The 17,579-nt window shown below is 66.8% G+C and carries 18 protein-coding genes; 4 read left to right on the top strand and 14 right to left on the bottom strand.

Annotated features, from left to right (window positions below; genetic code table 11):
• The 9 genes from PGB34_RS19950 to PGB34_RS19910 form a co-directional block, all read right to left on the bottom strand.
• Positions 1 to 116, bottom strand: a 116-nt coding sequence (locus PGB34_RS19950) for a GTP-binding protein (protein WP_244273727.1), incomplete at its 3' end; no start/stop codon positions are given.
• A gap of 208 nt (positions 117 to 324) precedes the next feature.
• Positions 325 to 2,427: an elongation factor G gene (gene fusA, locus PGB34_RS19945; RefSeq protein WP_271429853.1), complete on the bottom strand. Its 2,103-nt coding sequence runs from the start codon at positions 2,425 to 2,427 to the stop codon at positions 325 to 327.
• Positions 2,428 to 2,512: 85 nt separating this feature from the next.
• A complete protein-coding gene (gene rpsG, locus PGB34_RS19940; protein WP_271429852.1) occupies positions 2,513 to 2,986 on the bottom strand; it encodes a 30S ribosomal protein S7 in 474 nt (157 codons plus the stop codon).
• Between the two features lie 162 nt (positions 2,987 to 3,148).
• A complete protein-coding gene (gene rpsL, locus PGB34_RS19935) occupies positions 3,149 to 3,526 on the bottom strand; it encodes a 30S ribosomal protein S12 (RefSeq protein WP_066122869.1) in 378 nt (125 codons plus the stop codon).
• A gap of 191 nt (positions 3,527 to 3,717) precedes the next feature.
• Entirely contained in the window at positions 3,718 to 4,890 is a 1,173-nt protein-coding gene (locus tag PGB34_RS19930) for a D-alanyl-D-alanine carboxypeptidase family protein (RefSeq protein WP_271429851.1), read from the bottom strand.
• A gap of 78 nt (positions 4,891 to 4,968) precedes the next feature.
• On the bottom strand, positions 4,969 to 5,604 hold the full coding sequence (locus PGB34_RS19925) for an alpha/beta hydrolase (RefSeq protein ID WP_271429850.1): 636 nt from the start codon (positions 5,602 to 5,604) through the stop codon (positions 4,969 to 4,971).
• Positions 5,605 to 5,676: 72 nt separating this feature from the next.
• Positions 5,677 to 6,021 carry a (2Fe-2S) ferredoxin domain-containing protein gene (locus PGB34_RS19920; protein WP_408647930.1) on the bottom strand — a complete coding sequence of 115 codons (345 nt, stop codon included), beginning with the start codon at positions 6,019 to 6,021 and terminating at the stop codon, positions 5,677 to 5,679.
• 82 nt (positions 6,022 to 6,103) lie between these two features.
• Positions 6,104 to 7,264 (bottom strand): VanZ family protein, encoded by a 1,161-nt coding sequence (locus PGB34_RS19915; RefSeq protein ID WP_271429864.1) that lies wholly within the window; start codon positions 7,262 to 7,264, stop codon positions 6,104 to 6,106.
• Between the two features lie 45 nt (positions 7,265 to 7,309).
• The gene (locus tag PGB34_RS19910; RefSeq protein WP_271429848.1) at positions 7,310 to 7,738 is read right to left on the bottom strand and encodes a CopD family protein; all 429 of its coding nucleotides are present in this window, start codon (positions 7,736 to 7,738) and stop codon (positions 7,310 to 7,312) included.
• Positions 7,739 to 8,042: 304 nt separating this feature from the next.
• On the opposite strand from PGB34_RS19910, the gene hemB reads away from it, so the two are divergent.
• Together hemB and PGB34_RS19900 are read left to right on the top strand one after the other, a co-directional pair.
• Positions 8,043 to 9,047 carry a porphobilinogen synthase gene (gene hemB / locus PGB34_RS19905; RefSeq protein WP_271429847.1) on the top strand — a complete coding sequence of 335 codons (1,005 nt, stop codon included), beginning with the start codon at positions 8,043 to 8,045 and terminating at the stop codon, positions 9,045 to 9,047.
• A gap of 21 nt (positions 9,048 to 9,068) precedes the next feature.
• The gene (locus tag PGB34_RS19900; RefSeq protein ID WP_271429846.1) at positions 9,069 to 10,190 is read left to right on the top strand and encodes a magnesium transporter CorA family protein; all 1,122 of its coding nucleotides are present in this window, start codon (positions 9,069 to 9,071) and stop codon (positions 10,188 to 10,190) included.
• A 15-nt stretch (positions 10,191 to 10,205) separates the two neighbouring features.
• Here the strand turns inward: PGB34_RS19900 and hprK are convergent, their stop codons facing one another.
• The 4 genes from hprK to PGB34_RS19880 all read right to left on the bottom strand — a co-directional run bounded on the left by hprK (position 10,206) and on the right by PGB34_RS19880 (position 14,570).
• Complete coding sequence (gene hprK, locus PGB34_RS19895; protein WP_271429845.1) at positions 10,206 to 11,150, bottom strand: HPr(Ser) kinase/phosphatase; 945 nt, start codon at positions 11,148 to 11,150, stop codon at positions 10,206 to 10,208.
• 17 nt (positions 11,151 to 11,167) lie between these two features.
• Positions 11,168 to 11,635, bottom strand: a complete 468-nt coding sequence (locus PGB34_RS19890) for a PTS sugar transporter subunit IIA (protein ID WP_271429844.1) — start codon at positions 11,633 to 11,635, stop codon at positions 11,168 to 11,170.
• Between the two features lie 154 nt (positions 11,636 to 11,789).
• Complete coding sequence (hpf, locus tag PGB34_RS19885; RefSeq protein ID WP_271429843.1) at positions 11,790 to 12,122, bottom strand: ribosome hibernation-promoting factor, HPF/YfiA family; 333 nt, start codon at positions 12,120 to 12,122, stop codon at positions 11,790 to 11,792.
• A gap of 333 nt (positions 12,123 to 12,455) precedes the next feature.
• A complete protein-coding gene (locus PGB34_RS19880) occupies positions 12,456 to 14,570 on the bottom strand; it encodes an ATP-dependent helicase (RefSeq protein WP_271429842.1) in 2,115 nt (704 codons plus the stop codon).
• A 236-nt stretch (positions 14,571 to 14,806) separates the two neighbouring features.
• Here PGB34_RS19880 and corA point away from each other — a divergent pair, with 236 nt between their 5' ends.
• A complete protein-coding gene (corA, locus tag PGB34_RS19875; RefSeq protein WP_271429841.1) occupies positions 14,807 to 15,793 on the top strand; it encodes a magnesium/cobalt transporter CorA in 987 nt (328 codons plus the stop codon).
• A gap of 115 nt (positions 15,794 to 15,908) precedes the next feature.
• Positions 15,909 to 17,048: a tRNA 2-thiouridine(34) synthase MnmA gene (mnmA, locus tag PGB34_RS19870; RefSeq protein WP_271429840.1), complete on the top strand. Its 1,140-nt coding sequence runs from the start codon at positions 15,909 to 15,911 to the stop codon at positions 17,046 to 17,048.
• Positions 17,049 to 17,060: 12 nt separating this feature from the next.
• Here the strand turns inward: mnmA and PGB34_RS19865 are convergent, their stop codons facing one another.
• Complete coding sequence (locus PGB34_RS19865; protein ID WP_408647929.1) at positions 17,061 to 17,579, bottom strand: NUDIX hydrolase; 519 nt, start codon at positions 17,577 to 17,579, stop codon at positions 17,061 to 17,063.

The following is a 17,579-nucleotide window of genomic DNA, read 5'->3' as shown; positions in this document are numbered from 1 at the left end:
TTGGCCGACAGCACCGTGGCGATCGCCGCCGTCAGGGTCGTCTTGCCATGGTCCACGTGACCGATCGTGCCCACGTTCACGTGGGGCTTGGTACGTTCGAACTTGCCTTTTGCCATTTTTCAATCCTTGAAAGAGCAATGCCCGTGTGTTGGTTTAACGTCTGCATCGTGTTGCTGAATCCTCCGCCACGGGCAACGGAAGGCACACGACCACAGACAAAAAAATCCCCGCTCCGCTTTCGTGGGCTGCCGCGGAACTGGCTTGCCAGGTCGCGGGCAGCGCCCTTGAGGGGAGGCGGCCGCAGGCCGCCACGGGGTGGACCAATTACTTGGCGCGAGCGGCCATGATGGCTTCAGACACGTTGCGAGGTGCTTCGCTGTAGTGCTTGAATTCCATCGTGTACGTGGCACGACCTTGCGTAGCGGAACGCAGCGAGGTCGAGTAGCCGAACATTTCCGACAGCGGAACTTCAGCCTTGATGGCCTTGCCGCCGCCCACCATGTCGTCCATGCCTTGCACCATGCCGCGACGCGAGGACAGATCGCCCATCACGGTACCGGCGTAGTCTTCAGGCGTCTCGACTTCCACGGCCATCATGGGCTCGAGGATGACGGGACCGGCCTTCTTGCAGCCTTCCTTGAAGCCGAAGATGGCAGCCATCTTGAAGGCCAGTTCGTTCGAGTCCACGTCGTGGTACGAGCCGAAGTGCAGCGTGACCTTGACGTCCACGACCGGATAGCCGGCCAGCACGCCTTGCGTCACGGCTTCGTTGATGCCCTTCTCGACCGCGGGAATGAATTCGCGCGGCACCACGCCACCCTTGATCGCGTCGACGAACTCGATGCCCTTGCCGGCTTCGTTCGGCTCGATCTTGAGCACGACGTGGCCGTACTGGCCCTTACCACCGGACTGGCGCACGAACTTGCCTTCGGCTTCTTCCACCGTCTTGCGGATGGTTTCGCGGTAGGCCACCTGGGGCTTGCCCACGTTGGCTTCCACGCCGAATTCGCGCTTCATGCGGTCCACGATGATTTCCAGGTGCAGCTCGCCCATGCCCGAGATGATGGTCTGGCCGGACTCTTCGTCGGTCTTCACGCGGAAGGACGGATCTTCTGCAGCCAGACGGCCCAGCGCGATACCCATCTTTTCCTGGTCGGTCTTGGTCTTGGGTTCAACAGCCTGTGCAATCACGGGCTCAGGGAAGACCATGCGCTCGAGCATGACGATGGAGTCGGGATCGCACAGGGTTTCGCCCGTGGTCACGTCCTTCAGGCCCACGCAGGCAGCGATGTCGCCAGCGCGGATTTCGTCCACTTCGATGCGTTCGTTGGCGTGCATCTGCACGATACGGCCGATGCGCTCCTTCTTGCCCTTGACCGGGTTGTAGACGGTGTCGCCCTTGCTCAGAACGCCCGAGTACACGCGCACGAAGGTGAGCTGACCGACGAAGGGGTCGGTCATCAGCTTGAAGGCCAGCGACGAGAACTTCTCGTTGTCGTCTGCCTTGCGCGTGGTTTCCTTCTCGTCGTCGTCCGTGCCGGACACCGGGGGAATGTCCACGGGCGAGGGCAGGAAGTCGATCACGGCGTCCAGCATGCGCTGCACGCCCTTGTTCTTGAAGGCCGTGCCACACAGCATCGGCTGGATTTCGGTGGCGATGGTGCGGGTGCGGATGGCGAGCTTGATCTCGTCCTCGGTGAGGTCGCCCTCTTCCAGGTACTTGTTCATCAGCTCTTCGCTGGCTTCGGCAGCAGCCTCAACCATCTTCTCGCGCCATTCCTTGGCGGTCTCGACCAGCTCGGCCGGGATGTCCTGGAACTCGAACTTCATGCCCTGGGACGCTTCGTCCCAGATGATGGCCTTCATCTTGATCAGATCGACCACGCCCTTGAAGCCTTCTTCGGCACCGATCGGGATCACGATCGGCACGGGGTTGGCCTTCAGGCGCAGACGCATCTGCTCATAGACCTTGAAGAAGTTCGCACCGGTACGGTCCATCTTGTTGACGAACGCCAGACGGGGCACCTTGTACTTGTTGGCCTGGCGCCAGACGGTTTCCGACTGGGGCTGCACGCCACCCACGGCGCAGTACACCATGCAGGCGCCGTCCAGCACGCGCATGGAACGCTCCACCTCGATGGTGAAGTCCACGTGGCCGGGGGTGTCGATGATGTTGAAGCGGTGCTCGGGGTAGGACAGGTCCATGCCCTTCCAGAAGCAGGTCGTGGCAGCCGAGGTGATCGTGATGCCGCGCTCTTGTTCCTGCTCCATCCAGTCCATGGTGGCCGCGCCATCGTGCACTTCACCGATCTTGTGGTTCACACCGGTGTAGAACAGGATGCGCTCAGTGGTCGTGGTCTTGCCAGCGTCGATGTGCGCCGAGATACCGATGTTGCGGTAGCGCTCGATGGGGGTTTTGCGGGCCATGAGAATTTACTCCGTGAATCGCAGAGAGCCCGCCCGTCGAAATGACAGGTCGGGCTCCCGGCCGTAGGTTAGTTGGGGACGAAAATCAGAAGCGGAAGTGGCTGAACGCCTTGTTGGCGTCGGCCATGCGATGCACTTCATCGCGCTTCTTCATTGCGCCGCCACGGCCTTCCGTGGCTTCCAGCAGTTCGTTGGCCAGACGCAGGGCCATCGACTTCTCGCCGCGCTTGCGGGCGGCTTCCTTGATCCAGCGCATCGACAGCGCCAGACGGCGAACCGGACGCACCTCGACGGGCACCTGGTAGTTGGCACCGCCAACGCGGCGCGACTTCACTTCGACCATCGGCTTGACGTTGTTGATGGCCACGATGAAGGCTTCCAGCGGGTCCTTGCCCGGGTTCTTCTTCTCGATGAACTCGAGTGCGCCATAGATGATGCGCTCGGCGACAGCCTTCTTGCCGCCTTCCATGATCACGTTCATGAACTTGGACAGCTCGACATTGCCGAACTTCGGGTCCGGCAGGATTTCACGTTTGGGGACTTCGCGACGACGTGGCATTTTCTGAACCTCTTTGCTTCAGTTGGCACCGCCTTCCGGCGACACCGCGAGAGCCATCAGGACCCTCACTTACTCGACCCACGCAGACTTTTGCGCTTCGGGTCACTACGTTCGCACCGCCAGCCTGGGCAGTTCGAACACCTATGAAAACAAGAAAACCGATCAGGCCTTCTTGGGACGCTTGGCGCCGTACTTGGAGCGCGACTGCTTGCGATCCTTCACGCCCTGCAGGTCCAGCGAACCGCGCACGATGTGATAGCGAACACCGGGCAGATCCTTCACACGACCGCCGCGAACCAGCACCACGCTGTGTTCCTGCAGGTTGTGGCCTTCACCGCCGATGTAGGAAATGACTTCGAAACCGTTGGTCAGGCGCACCTTGGCAACCTTACGCAGAGCGGAGTTCGGCTTCTTGGGGGTCGTGGTGTAGACCCGGGTGCAGACGCCGCGGCGTTGCGGCGAGTTCTGCATGGCAGGGCTCTTCGACTTGGTCGTTTCGACCTCGCGACCCTGGCGCACCAGTTGATTGATCGTTGGCATGAATGAATAGTCCCAAAAACTCCCGACAGCCCCGTGACAGGCCGACGCGGCCCTCGATGAAAAAACGAGGAACGCGCCCGGGAAACGAAAACGTGAAACCCTTCGGAAATTTCCGAAAAGCCCGCGATTCTAGCAATCAGCAGCCCGGGGCTGCAAGCCCGGGCCTTTGAAGGGGCTGCAGGGGCAGCCGCTTACTTGATCCACAGGCGCACGGCATCCCAGGCGCGGCCCAGCACGCCCGCCTGCTCCACGGGCTCCAGCACCACCAGTGGCACCTCGGCCAGGGCCTGGTCGCCCAGGGCGATCTTGAGGCTGCCCACGGCCTGGTTCTTGGCCAGCGGCGCGATCAGCGGATCGGGGCGCACCACCTGCGTGCTCACGCGCGAGGCGCTGCCCGAGGGCACGGTGACCACGATGGGCTCGGTGCGCCCCAGCTTCACGCTGGGAGTCTTGCCCTTCCAGACCTGCGGCGTGGCCACGGCCTGGTTGGCATCGAACAGGCGCACGGCGTCGAAGGCGGTGTAGCCCCAGTTCAGCAGCTTCTGCGATTCATTGGCCCGCACCGTCTCGCTGGCCGTGCCCAGCACGATGGACAGCAGGCGGCGGCCACCCGGCAGGTTGGGGAAGTCGCGCTTGGCCGTGACGATCAGGCAGTAGCCGGCCGCGTTGGTGTGGCCCGTCTTGAGGCCGTCCACCGTCGGGTCGCGGAACAGCAGCAGGTTGCGGTTGGTGTCGTTGGTCGAAGGCGTGCCCGGATAGCGGTACTTCTTGATCGCGTAGTAGTGCATGTACTGCGGGAAGTCACGCATCAGGCGCGTGGCCAGGATGCTCAGGTCGCGCGCGGTGGTGGTGTGGCCGGCGGCCGTCAGCCCTTCGGGGTTGCGGTAGCCGGTGTTCTTCATGCCCAGGGCCTTGGCCTGCTCGTTCATCAGATGAACGAAGTGCTCGACCGTGCCACCCACGCCTTCGGCCAGCGCGACCGTGGCGTCGTTGCCCGACTGCACGATCATGCCCTTGATCAGGTCGTCCACCGGCACCTGCATCTTGGGGTCGATGAACATGCGCGAGCCGGGCATCTTCCAGGCCAGCTCGCTGACCGGCAGGGTCTGGGTCAGCGTGATCTTCTTGGCCTTGAGCGCGTCGAAGACCAGGTAGGCGCTCATGAGCTTGGTCAGCGACGCCGGCTCCACCGGCATGTCCACATCCTTTTGCGCCAGCACCTGGTTGGCGGTCACGTCGATCAGCATGTAGCTGCGCGCCGCCACTTCGGGCGGCTGCGGCGCGGTCTGCGCCTGCGCCCAGGCGGCCGAGAAAGTGACAACGGCCAACACCAGCCAGCGACGCACGGGAGAGAGAAAGGTCATCGGAATCAGAAAGGGAAGAAGGGGTCGAAAGGCCTCGTCGCGGGAGGCAGCAGGACGGGCATGCGGGCCGTCCGGGTTTCAGGCTTGCGCACGCAGATGGCGCGTCACCAGGCCCTTGAGCAGCGGCAATTGTCCGTGAAAGAAATGGCCGCCCCCGGGGACGACCGTCACGGGAAGTGACTGGGGCCGGGCCCAGTCCATCACTGCGGCCAGGGGCACGGTGTCATCGCTTTCGCCGTGCACGACCAGGGTGCGCTCATGGGCCTCGGGCGGCAGCGCGGCCACCGAAAAGCGCGATGCCGCCGTGCCCACCAGCACCACCTGGCGCACATCGCGCGCAGGCCACAGCGGCAGCAGGGCCTGGCTGGTCACGAAGGCGCCGAAGGAGAAGCCGGCCAGGGCCAGCGGACCCTCGGGCGCCACCTGCTCGACCACGCGCAGCAAGTCCTGCGCTTCGCCGCGGCCTTCGTCGTGCACGCCTTCGCTGGCACCCACACCGCGGAAGTTGAAGCGCACGGCAGTCCAGCCGCAGGCCACGAAGGCGCGCGCCAGCGTCTGCACCACCTTGTTGTCCATGGTGCCGCCAAAGAGCGGGTGCGGATGGGCGATGACCGCCACGCCGACCGGCGCCTGCCCACCGGCAGGCTGGTCGCGCAGGGCCTCGATCCGGCCCGCAGCCCCTTGCAGCAGGAGCTTTTCAGTCTGCGTGTTCATGAGAAGGAAGGGAGGAGGAGAAAAGGAAGGGACGCAGCGACTGATCGGCCCTGGCGCGCTAGGTTCCGCAATTCAGCGACCGACTTGCGGCGGCAGCACAAGCCGCTGCACCACCTGGCCGTTCTTGAGGTGGGACTCGACGATCTCGTCGATGTCCTCAAGGTCCACGAAGGTGTACCAGACCGCCTCCGGATAGACGACCGCCACCGGCGCGCCCGCGCAGCGGTCCAGGCAGCCGGCCTTGTTCACGCGCACCTTGCCGGCGCCAGCCAGCCCTTCGGCCTTGACGCGCGCCTTGCAGTGGTCGAAACCGGCCTGCGCGCCATGCGCGGCGCAGCAGTCCTCGCCGTTCTTGCGCTCGTTCAGACAGAAGAAGATGTGGCGGGCGTAGTAGCCGCCGGCAGAAGGCTCGGACATGGCCGGCATTCTAGGGAGGCTCTTCGCGGATCGAGCGGCAAGGGCGCTTGCATGGGGCAAGCACGCGGCGCGCATGCCCGTTTCAGGACGTTGCAGACACGGGCCGGCGCGAGAGCACCGCCGCCGCATACACGATCACGGCAAAAGGCCACAGCCAGCCCAGCCACTGCGCCAGACCATGAAAGCGCATGAAGCGCCCCTGCTCCCAGGTCGCCAGCGTGAGCGCGAAGTAGGCATTGAGCGGCGCCTGGTTCAGCAGGCTCAGGTGCAGCAGCACCGCCAGCAGCACCAGCACCAGGCTCAGCCGGCGCGGCGCGCGCAGCAGCGCCAGCGCCAGCACCGCCGCCAGCACCACGCCCGCGAACACGGGCGTGGTGAGCCAGGCCCAGGCATGGACGGGCCCCCAGCTCAGCGCCGACGACAGCGCGCTCACGGCCAACCCGGCCAGCAGCACCAGCGCCACCAGCAGGGCCCGCCGCGCCAACGAGCGCGCCACCGAACTGGCCAGCAGGCAGGGCACGAGCAAGCCCAGCGCCACGCAGAGCATCTCCCCCGCGGGCGCCAGTGGCTGCAGCTCGAACGGACGCTGTGGCAGCCAGGCCAGGAAGGGCGTGTCCGTCAGCCACTCGGCCAGCGCCTCCTCCAGCCGCTCGAACACCTGCCCCAGCCCGAAGGGAACGGCGGCCGGGAACAGCAGCGCCGCCGGCCACAGCGCCAGCAGCACCAGCGCCCCGCGCGGCTCGTCCACGAACCACAGGCTGCGCGCGCGCTCCCAGTGCGAGACCAGGCCCAGGCGCACCAGCCCCGCCGCCAGCGTGGCGCCGATCAGCGCCCCCATCGCGTTCAGGCCCAGGTCCAGGTTGGAAGCGATGCGCATCGGCAGGTAGCTCTGCAGCGACTCCATCACGAAGGCCAGGGCCGCACCTGCCAGCGTGCCCAGGCCCACGGCCGGCAGCCCGCCCAGGCGCCACGCCCGCGCGCGCATGAGCCCCACGGCCAGCAGAAAGCCCAGCGGCACGTAGCCCACGACATTGATCCCCAGGTCGAAGCCCGACCAGTAGCGCGGCCAGGGCGCGCTCAGGTAGGACCAGGGCGCAAGCCCCTGGTCGCGCCAGCCCGTGAAGGGGAACAGGCTGGCGTAGACGATCAGCGCCGCGTAGCTCAGGGCCAGCGGCCAGGCGGACGACTTGTGGTTCGGGCTCGTCACGCCCCAGGGCGTGCTCACGGCCGGCGGGCCCTGCATCACGGCCCTTTTCTGGCCATCAGGCATGCGGCCACGCGTGCGCCCTCAGAACGGCTTGACCACCGCCAGGACGACGATGGCCAGCAGCAGCAGCACCGGCACTTCGTTGAACAAGCGGAACCAGCGGTGGCTGCGCTTGTTCTGCCCCGCCACGAATCGCCGCAGCAGCACGCCACAGCCGTGGTGGTAGCCCAGCACCAGCAGCACCAGCGCGAGCTTCGCATGCATCCAGCCATTGCCGGCGCCCCGGCCGATGCCGTAGCCCAGCCACAGCCAGAGCCCGAAACCCAGCGCCGGCACGGCCAGGAAAGTGGTGAAGCGCCAGAGCTTGCGGGCCATCAGGAGCAAGCGCTCACGCTCGGCCACGGACTCCGGCGGCACCAGGGCCAGGTTCACGAAGATGCGCGGCAGATAGAACAGGCCGGCGAACCAACTGGCGATGAAGACGATGTGGAAGGACTTGACCCAGAGCATCGGCGGCAGTGTACGGGCGCGTTCCGCCAGCCAGACCACAGACCGGCGCGCGCAAAAAAAAGCCCGGCGTCATTGAAACGCCGGGCCTGGGAAGCCCTTTTGCTGTCACACATCAAGGCACCCGCTCAGGGAGGAAAAGCGGGGAGCGGCAAGCCGCCCGAGACAGAATTTAACAAAGTCATCCGAGGCCAGCAAGACCGTTTCGCATATTTTCTCGATGCATCCCGCCTCACTGGATAGTTGCGATTTATCACCAAGTGCTGCCGCCCGGTGTGCCAGCGCGGCCCTGACGGACAATGCCGCCATGACCCAGCACGCCCCCTTTCCCGCCGGCCGACCGCGCCGGCTGCGCCGCGATGCCTTCACGCGCAATCTGGTGCGCGAGAACGCCCTGAGCGTCCATGACCTGATCTATCCGGTGTTCGTGCTGGACGGCCAGCAGCGGCGCGAAAGCGTGGCCTCCATGCCCGGCGTGGAACGCCTGAGCCTGGACCTGCTGCTGCCCGTGGCCGAGGAATGCGTTGGCCTGGGCATTCCGGTGCTGGCCCTGTTTCCGGTGATCGATCCGGCGCTCAAGACGCCGGACGGCGCGGAAGCCTTCAACCCGGACGGCCTGATCCCGCGCGTGGTGGCGCAGTTGAAGAAGGAATTCCCGGAACTGGGCGTGATGACCGACGTGGCGCTGGACCCCTACACCAGCCACGGCCAGGACGGGCTGCTCGACGAGCATGGCTACATCCTCAACGACCCCACCGTGGAAGTGCTGACCCGCCAGGCGCTGGCCCAGTCGGCCGCGGGCGTGGACATCGTGGCGCCCAGCGACATGATGGACGGGCGCATCGGTGCCATCCGCAACGCGCTCGAAGCGCGCGGCGACGTGCACACGCGCATCATGGCCTACAGCGCCAAGTACGCCAGCGTCTTCTACGGCCCCTTCCGCGACGCCGTGGGCTCGGCCGCGAACCTGGGCAAGAGCAACAAGAAGGTCTACCAGATGGACCCGGCCAACAGCGACGAGGCGCTGCGCGAAGTGGCGATCGACATCGCCGAGGGCGCCGACATGGTGATGGTCAAGCCCGGCATGCCCTACCTGGACATCGTGCGCCGCGTGAAGGACGAGTTCCACGTGCCCACCTTCGCCTACCAGGTCAGCGGCGAATACGCGATGCTGCAGGCCGCGGCCCGCAACGGCTGGCTCGACGGCGAAGGCGCCATGATGGAAAGCCTGCTGGCCTTCAAGCGCGCGGGCGCCGACGGCGTGCTGAGCTATTTCGCGCTGGACGCCGCCCGGCGCCTGCGCCAGGGCTGACGCGGCACCGCTGCGCGCACGATGCGCATCCTCCAGATCCAGCCCAGCCGCGTGCAGGAGCACGCCGAGCTTGCGCCGCTGCTGGCCGCCGGCGCGTCGGCGGGCTTTCTGTGGCTGTCCGTCACGCGCGAGGAACTGCAAGCCGATCTGGCCGGCATCCAGCGCGCGCTGCACTCGCTGGGCGGCAGCACGCTGGTGGACCTGCACGTCAGCGATCTGCTCAACGAGCAGTTGCCCTCGCACTACGACTACACCTCCAGCTACGACCTGCTGGTGATGCGGCGCCTGGCCGCCGGCGCCGCCACGGCCCCCGCGCCCGCGCCAAGCGCAGCCCTGCGCCATGGCCCGCCGGCGCTGCGCCGCATCGACACCCGCCCCGTGGGCTTCGTGGTGTTCGACCGCGTGCTGCTCACCGTGCATCCGGCCGACGCCAGCATGCGAGAGGCCATGGCCGCGCGGCTGCTGGCGGCCAGCGCGCCGGCCGCGGCGCCGGCCCTGGACGCGCGCGCCACCTCGGCCCGGCTGCCGACCAGCCCGGCCGATCTGATGCTGCGCATCCTCAACCAGATCGTGGACGGCTACCTGGAGCTGCGGCGCGAGCTCACGCGCCAGCTCGACCACTGGCAGGCCGAGCTGATCGACCCCAAGACGCGTTTTTCCAACTGGAGCGCGCTGATGCAGTCGCGCCAGGCCCTGCACCACCTGGACGAAATCTGCGAGGACCAGCGTGCGGCCATGCAGGACTGGATCGATGCCGTCGAAACCCTGGCGCCGCCGACCACGGCCGAGGGCCAGCGCGAGCGCGAACTGCTGCTGGTGCGCAGCCGCGACCTGCTCGAGCACATCCAGCGCGTGGTGCACCACGTGAGGCGGCTGGAACAGAACGCCGAGACCGCCGTGCAGCTGCACTTCAGTGTGCAGAGCCACCGCACCAACGACATCATGCGCGTGCTCACGGTGCTCACGGCCGTGTTCCTGCCACTGAACCTGATCGCGGGCATCTTCGGCATGAACTTCGAGTTCGTGCCGCTGGTCCACAAGGCCGACGGCTTCTGGATCGCGATGGCGCTGATGCTGGCCATCGCCGTGGGGCTGGTGCTGGTGTTCTGGCGCAAGCGCTACCTGGCGCGCACGGCCAAGTAGCAGGCAGGAGGCGCTTCAGCCTTCCATGGCCTTGTGGTGGCGGGCCACGAAATCGGCATAGGTGTCGATGCCGCGCAACTGCAGGATGGAGTTGCGCACGGCAGCCTCCACCAGCACGGCGATGTTGCGCCCGGCCACCACCTGGATCACGGCCTTGCGGATCGGCACGCCCAGCACGTCCTGCGTGAGGGGCTCGGCCGGCAGGCGTTCGTAGTCGCGCTCGAAGGAGTCGCGCCGCACCAGATGCACGATCAGCTTCAGGCGCATCTTGCGGCGCACGGCCGTCTCGCCAAAGATGGCCTTGATGTCCAGCAGGCCGATGCCGCGCACTTCCAGGAGGTTCTGCAGCAGCTCGGGGCAGCGGCCCTCGATGGTGGCCTGGTTGATGCGAAACAGGTCCACCGCGTCATCGGCCACCAGGCCGTTGCCGCGCGAGATCAGCTCCAGGCCCAGCTCGCTCTTTCCAAGGCCCGACTCGCCCGTGATCATCACGCCCATGCCCAGGATGTCCATGAACACGCCGTGCATCGACGTGCGCTCGGCGAAGTGCTTGGACAGGTAGGCGCGCAGCACGTCGATGACGAAGGCTGCGGATTCGCGCGTGGCAAACAGCGGCAGCTGGGCGCGCTCGCACACCGACAGCAGTTCCTCTGGCGGCGCCTGCCCATCGGCCAGCACCAGCATGGGCGGCTCCAGCGTGACGATGCGCGCGATGCGGCGCTCGCAATCCTCGGTCGTGCTGCGCGTGAGGTAGGCCACCTCGCGCGCGCCCAGGATCTGTACGCGGTAGGGATGGATGTAGTTGAGGTAGCCGACCAGGTCTGCAGCCGACTGGGCCCGGCTGATCACATCGGCGTCGAACTGCCGCTCCGAAGCACCCAGACCCGCCAGCCATTCCCAGCGCAGCGAGCCGCGGAACTCCTCGAACATCGCATCGGCGCTGATGACCGTGGGTTTCACCGTCGGCTGCGGCGCCTTCAGGCCGTCTGGGTGGAGCGCCAGCCGGCGATCAGGCCATGCAGTTCGACGGCGTCGGTGCTGGACTTGATCTTCTCGCGCAGCGGCGCGTCGCTGAGCATCTCGGCAATCTCCGACAGGATCTCCAGGTGCTTCTGCGTGGCCGCCTCGGGCACCAGCAGGAAGATCAGCAGCACGACGGGCTGCTCGTCGGGGGCGTCGAAACCGATGGGATTGGCCAGCCGGAACACGGCCGCCATGGGCGACTTCAGGCCCTTGATGCGCCCATGCGGAATGGCCACCGCATGCCCCAGCCCGGTGGAGCCCAGGCGCTCGCGCGCGAACAGACTGTCGGTGATCAGGGCCCGGCTCAGGCCATGGAGGTTCTCGAACAGCAAGCCCGCTTCTTCGAAAGCACGCTTCTTGCTGGTGGCATCGACGCTCACGAGCACTTGAGCGGACGGCAGGATGGACGCGAGTCTGTTCATGGTGGGATTCGGGGCGCGATTATGCATCCGTGGGCCGCGATGCACCAGAAACAACAAACCGCCCGAAGGCGGCTTGGCAAGAGGGCTTGCCCCAAGAGCCCCGCTCGGGGCTCCGCAGGATGCACCACCAAAGGCTACATCATTGGCTCATTCATCATTGAATGACGCGCTTGGGCGCCACGTGGTGGTGATCCTGCATGCGGTCCTTGTGCCGCACCACTTGCCGATCCAGCTTGTCCACCAGTTCATCCACCGCGGCATAGAGGTCGAAGTGGCTGGACTCGGCGAACATGTCGTTGCCCTTGACGTGGATGTTGCATTCCGCGCGCTGCCGCTTTTCCTTCTCCTTCTGCTTTTCCACCGTCAGGATCACCTTGACGTCGACCACCTGATCGAAGTGCCGGGTGATCCGGTCTAGCTTGCTGGTCACGTAGCTGCGCAGTGCGGGGGTGACGTCGAGGTGATGACCGCTGATCGTCAAATTCATGAATACCTCCTGGAATTGACGGTTGGGAAAAGACGGCCGCCCGGGAAGCCAGCCGTCTGCGGGAAAACTGCTCGTGCGCTGGACAGATTTTTTTCGTGAAGGCGCGAACGCCAGGAATGAAGGGGAGGAAGAGAAGGGGAAGAAAAGAGGGGGAGGAGGAAGGGGAGAAAGTAGGAAGCGTCGGCTGTCGAATTCACTATGCCCGCGCTGTCACGGATTTGCAATACCGGCTGTGCCCCACTTCGTCAAAAGCCTGCGGGCCTGCGCACAGGTGCTGCACGGGCTGTAGCAGCGTCGCGCTTCCCCGCGCGGCATGCGGCCCGCCGGGGCCGCTCAGCGCCAGGCCTTGCGCAGGCGCTCGCGCAGGTCCATGACCGCAGGCGGCGCAGGGACAAACACCGGCTGCGGCGCCGGCGGCGGCCAGGTCTGCCGTTCGTAGCCGCCCAGGTCGGCATCGGGGATGAAACGCGTGCGGCCCGCATACATGTGCCGGTCGCCGCGCGGCGTCTGCTGCGTGACGTGAAAGCGCTGCGGCTGCACCAGGTGCAGGTGATCGCGGGCCCGCGTCATGGCCACGTAGAGCAGGCGGCGCTCTTCCTCCAGCTCGTGGGCGCCCTGCACCACGTCTGCGGGCATGCAGCCGTCGACCACGTTGAGCACCGAGACGGCGTTCCACTCCTGGCCCTTGGCCGAATGGATGGTCGAGAGGATCAGGTAGTCCTCGTCGAGCAGGGGCGGGCCGGGCCGGTCGCTGGTGGATTCGGGCGGGTCCAGCGTCAGCTCGGTGATGAAGCGCTCGCGCGAGGCATAGCCGGCGGCCAGTTGCACCAATTGCGCGATGTCGCCGGCACGCACCATGGCGTCTTCGTGCAGGCGCTCCAGGTGCGGCTGGTACCACTGCTGGGCCAGTTCCATCTGCGCGGGCCAGCCGGCCTCGTGCCGCAGGGCGTGCCAGACGCGCGCGAAGTCCTGCCAGGCCTGCTGCGCGTTGGCAGGCGGCTCGAAGGCCTGCAGCGCGGCCGCGGGGTCGGCCGCCGCCTGCATGGCGTCGAGCAGCCGGGCGGCCGTGGCAGGGCCAATGCCGGGCAGCAGCTGCACGGCCCTGAAGCCGGCCAGCCGGCTGCGCGGGTTGTGCACGAAGCGCAGCAGCGCCAGCAGGTCCTTGATGTGCGTGGCTTCCAGGAATTTGAGGCCGCCGAACTTGACGAAGGGAATGTTGCGGCGCACCAGCTCCAGCTCGAGGGCCGCGCTGTGGCTGGCGGTGCGAAACAGCACCGCCTGCTGCTTGAGCGTGAGCCCGTTCTCGCGCAGTTCCAGGGTGCGGTCGGCCACCCAATGGGCCTGCGCGGCCTCGTCGGCCACCAGCACCAGCTGCGGCTTGCCGGCCGAAGCCTTGTCGGTCCACAGCTGCTTGGCATGGCGCTCGGTGGCATGCGCCATCACGGCGTTGGAGGCATCGAGGATGGGCTGGGTGGAGCGGTAGTTGCGCTCCAGCGCCACCACCTGCGCGGGCCGCGCGAACTGCTGCGGAAACTGCAGGATGTTGTGCACCGTGGCGCCGCGGAAGGAATAGATGGACTGCGCGTCATCGCCAACCGCCGTGACGCCCGCGCCATCGGGCCGCAGCTGCAGCAGGATGCGGGCCTGCAGGCGGTTGGTGTCCTGGTACTCATCGACCAGCACATGGTCGAAGCGCGCGCCCACCTCGGCGGCCAGCGCGGGCTCGGCCATCATCTCGGCCCAGGCCAGCAGCAGGTCGTCGTAATCCAGCACGTTCTGCTGCGCCTTGGCCTCCACATAGGCCGCGAACAAACGCGGCAGCGCTTCCACCCAATCGGCGCACCAGGGAAAGCTGTGGGCCAGCACCTGCGCCAGCGGCGCCTGCGTGTTCACGCAGCGCGAGTAGATCGAGAGGCAGGTGCTCTTGAGGGGAAAGCGGCGCGCCGAGGACGACAGCCCCAGCTCGTGGCGCACCCAGCCCATCAGGTCCTCGGCGTCGCCGCGGTCGTGGATGGTGAAGTCCGCGTCCAGGCCGATCTGCGGCGCGTAGTCGCGCAGCAGGCGCGCGCCCACGCCGTGGAAGGTGCCGGCCCAGGGCAGGGCTGGCACGGCCTCGCCGCGAAGGCCCATCACGCGTGCGGCCACCTGGCCGGCGCGGCGCGACATCTCCTGCGCCGCGCGGCGCGAGAAGGTCAACAGGAGGATGCGCTGCGGATCGGCCCCGCGCGCGATGAGCGTGGCCACGCGATGCGCCAGCGTGCTGGTCTTGCCCGAGCCGGCGCCCGCGATCACCAGCAGCGCGCTCGCCTGCGCGGCCTCGGCGGCCGAGCGCGCCAGCCCGTGTTCGACGGCCTGGCGCTGGGCCTCGTTCAAGGTGGCCAAGGCCTGCGCAAGCCGCGCGTTCAGGGCGAGGTCCGGGGCGGAATCGAGCTCGGGAAGGGACAACATGGCGAAGGGGCAGCAGAGCGCAAATGTACTGGATACCCATCCAGTCATGTGCGGGACACTGTTGTTGCAGTGCCATAATCCGCGCCGCTGCAACCACCGGAGAGTCCTCATGGAAACCGCCCCGTCTTGGCAGCTTTCAATGCCCGCCTGAGTGCCCGTCCGGCCATGGCGAGGACATTGAAAGCGCCCCACCCCGTTTTCTTTTCGTCTCAAGCCTTTTCGCCGGGGAGCACGCCATGCTCAACATCTTCACCCTTGCCAACGGCCGTCTCGCCCAGGAAGAGATCGAGTCGCTGGAGGAGCTCTCGCATTTCCAGCCCATCTGGGTCGACCTGGAGTCGCCCACGGTGGAGGAAAAGCGCTGGGTCAAGCAGTACTACGGCCTGTCCATTCCCGAGGACGTGACCGACGAGGACATCGAGGAATCCGCGCGCTTCTACGAGGAAGACAACGGCGACCTCCATGTGCGCAGCGACTTTCTGATCGCCGACCCCGACGAGCCGCGCAACGTGCGCGTGGCCTTCATCCTCAACCAGCACAACGCCGAGCTCAAGAGCCGCGGCGTGCTTTTTTCGATTCACGACGAGGACGTGCCGGTGTTCCGGCTGCTGCGCATGCGCGCGCGCCGCGCGCCCGGCCTGATCACCGATGCCAAGGACGTGCTGCTGGCACTGTTCGACGGCGACGCCGAGTACTCGGCCGATACGCTCGAGGGCATCTATGACGAACTCGAGGAAGCCGGCAAGCGCGTGCTGCGCGGCAACGTGAGCGACGAAACGGCCAGCGAGGTGCTGGGCCTGATCGCGCGCCAGGAAGACATGAACGGTCGCATCCGCCGCAACGCGATGGACACGCGCCGCGCCGTCAGCTTCATGATGCGCCAGCGCATGCTGGACGCCGAGCAGTTCGAGGACGCGCGCCAGATCCTGCGCGACATCGAGTCGCTGGACAGCCACACGGCCTTCCTGTTCGACAAGATCAACTTCCTGATGGATGCGACCGTCGGTTTCATCAACATCAACCAGAACAAGATCATCAAGCTGTTCTCGGTGGCCAGCGTGGCGCTGCTGCCGCCCACGCTGGTGGCCAGCGTGTACGGGATGAACTTCAAGTTCATGCCCGAACTGGACTGGGCGCTGGGCTACCCCTACGCCCTGGCTCTGATGGTGGCCAGCGCCCTGGGGCCCATGCTGTACTTCCGCAAGCGAGGCTGGTTGAAATAGCCTGCCCCCAAGGCGCCTGCGGCCCCTCCCCCTCAAGGGGGCAGCTGAAGCGTTGCTGTTTGGCGCGCAAAGCCCTGCCAGAGCGCCTGCCGGCGCGTTTATCGACAATCGGGGCATGACCCATCACCGCATCGTCGTCGGCCTGTCGGGCGGCGTGGATTCCGCCGTCACGGCCCATCTGCTCAAGAAGCAGGGGCACGAGGTGGTCGGCATCTTCATGAAGAACTGGGAGGATGACGACGACAGCGAGTACTGCTCGTCGAATGCCGATTTCGTGGACGCCGCCAGCGTGGCCGACGTGCTGGGCATCGAGATCGAGCACGTCAACTTCGCCGCCGACTACAAGGACCGCGTGTTCGCGGAGTTCCTGCGCGAGTACCAGGCCGGCCGCACGCCCAACCCCGACGTGCTGTGCAATGCCGAGATCAAGTTCAAGGCCTTCCTGGACCATGCGATGCGCCTGGGCGCGCAGAAGATCGCCACCGGCCACTATGCCCGCGTGCGCCACAACGCGAACACGGGCCTGTACGAGCTGCTCAAGGGCCTGGACCCGGCCAAGGACCAGAGCTACTTTTTGCACCGGCTGAATCAGGCGCAGCTGAGCAAGGCGCTGTTCCCGGTGGGCGAGCTGCACAAGACCGAAGTGCGCCGCATCGCCACCGAGATCGGCCTGCCCGTGGCGGCCAAGAAGGACTCGACCGGCATCTGCTTCATCGGCGAGCGGCCGTTTCGCGAATTCCTCAACCGCTACATCAGCAAGGCGCCGGGCCCGATCAAGGATGCGCGCGGGCGCGTGCTGGGCGAGCACCACGGCCTGTCCTTCTACACGCTGGGCCAGCGCCAGGGGCTGGGCATCGGCGGCGTCAAGGAAAAGGGAGCCCAGCGCGGCGGCGGCGAGCACGCGCCCTGGTTCGTGGCGCGCAAGGACGTGGAACGCAACACCCTGTGGGTGGTGCAGGGCCATGACCATCCGTGGCTGCTGTCGCAAGGGCTGCAGGCCGACGATGCAAGCTGGGTGGCAGGCCATGCGCCCGCGACAGGCGAGTACGGCGTGAAGACGCGCTACCGCCAGGCCGATGCACCCGGCACGCTGCAGGCCGATGGCGAACGCGGCTTCCAGCTGGTCTTCCCGCCCGCGCACCCGCAATGGGCCGTGACGCCGGGCCAGTCGGCCGTGCTCTACGACGGCGAGGTCTGCCTGGGCGGCGGCGTCATCGCGGCCGCGCAAGCCGTGCCGATGGCCGCCGCGGCCTGAGCGCGCACAGGCTCAGGCGGGGCCCGGGGCCCGGATCGACGGGTCCATGTGGAACAGCCCCAGCGGATAGCGCTGGCCGGCCAGGTAGTCTTGCACGCACTGCAGCAGCAGGGGGCTGCGATGGCGGCTCACCGAAGCGCGGATCTCATCGGGCGTCATCCACACGGTGCGCTCGATGCCGGTGTCCAGCGGCAGGTCCGGCTCGAAGGCACCCAGCTCGCCGCAGAAGGCGAAGCGCATGTAGGTGATGTCGGTCTCGCCCTGATCGCCGGGCGTGGCCCGTTCGAAGCGCGCCATGTAGATGCCCACCAGCCCCGTGGGCCTGAAGTGGTGGGCCGTTTCTTCGAGGGCCTCGCGCGCGCAGCCTTCGGCCGGCGACTCGCCCGGATCCAGGTGGCCTGCGGGCGTGTTGAGCTTGAGGCCGCGGTCGGTGTGTTCTTCCACCAGCAGGAAGCGCCCCTGGTGCTCGATGATCGCGGCGACGGTCACGTTGGGGCGCCAACGCACGGTGGGAGGGGCAGGCATGCTCAT

The sequence above is a fragment of the Xenophilus arseniciresistens genome (assembly GCF_028023875.1).
Lineage (GTDB): Bacteria > Pseudomonadota > Gammaproteobacteria > Burkholderiales > Burkholderiaceae_C > Xenophilus > Xenophilus arseniciresistens.
The sequence above is the reverse complement of the archived record's forward strand: the minus strand, read 5'-3'. Positions and strand labels throughout refer to the sequence as shown.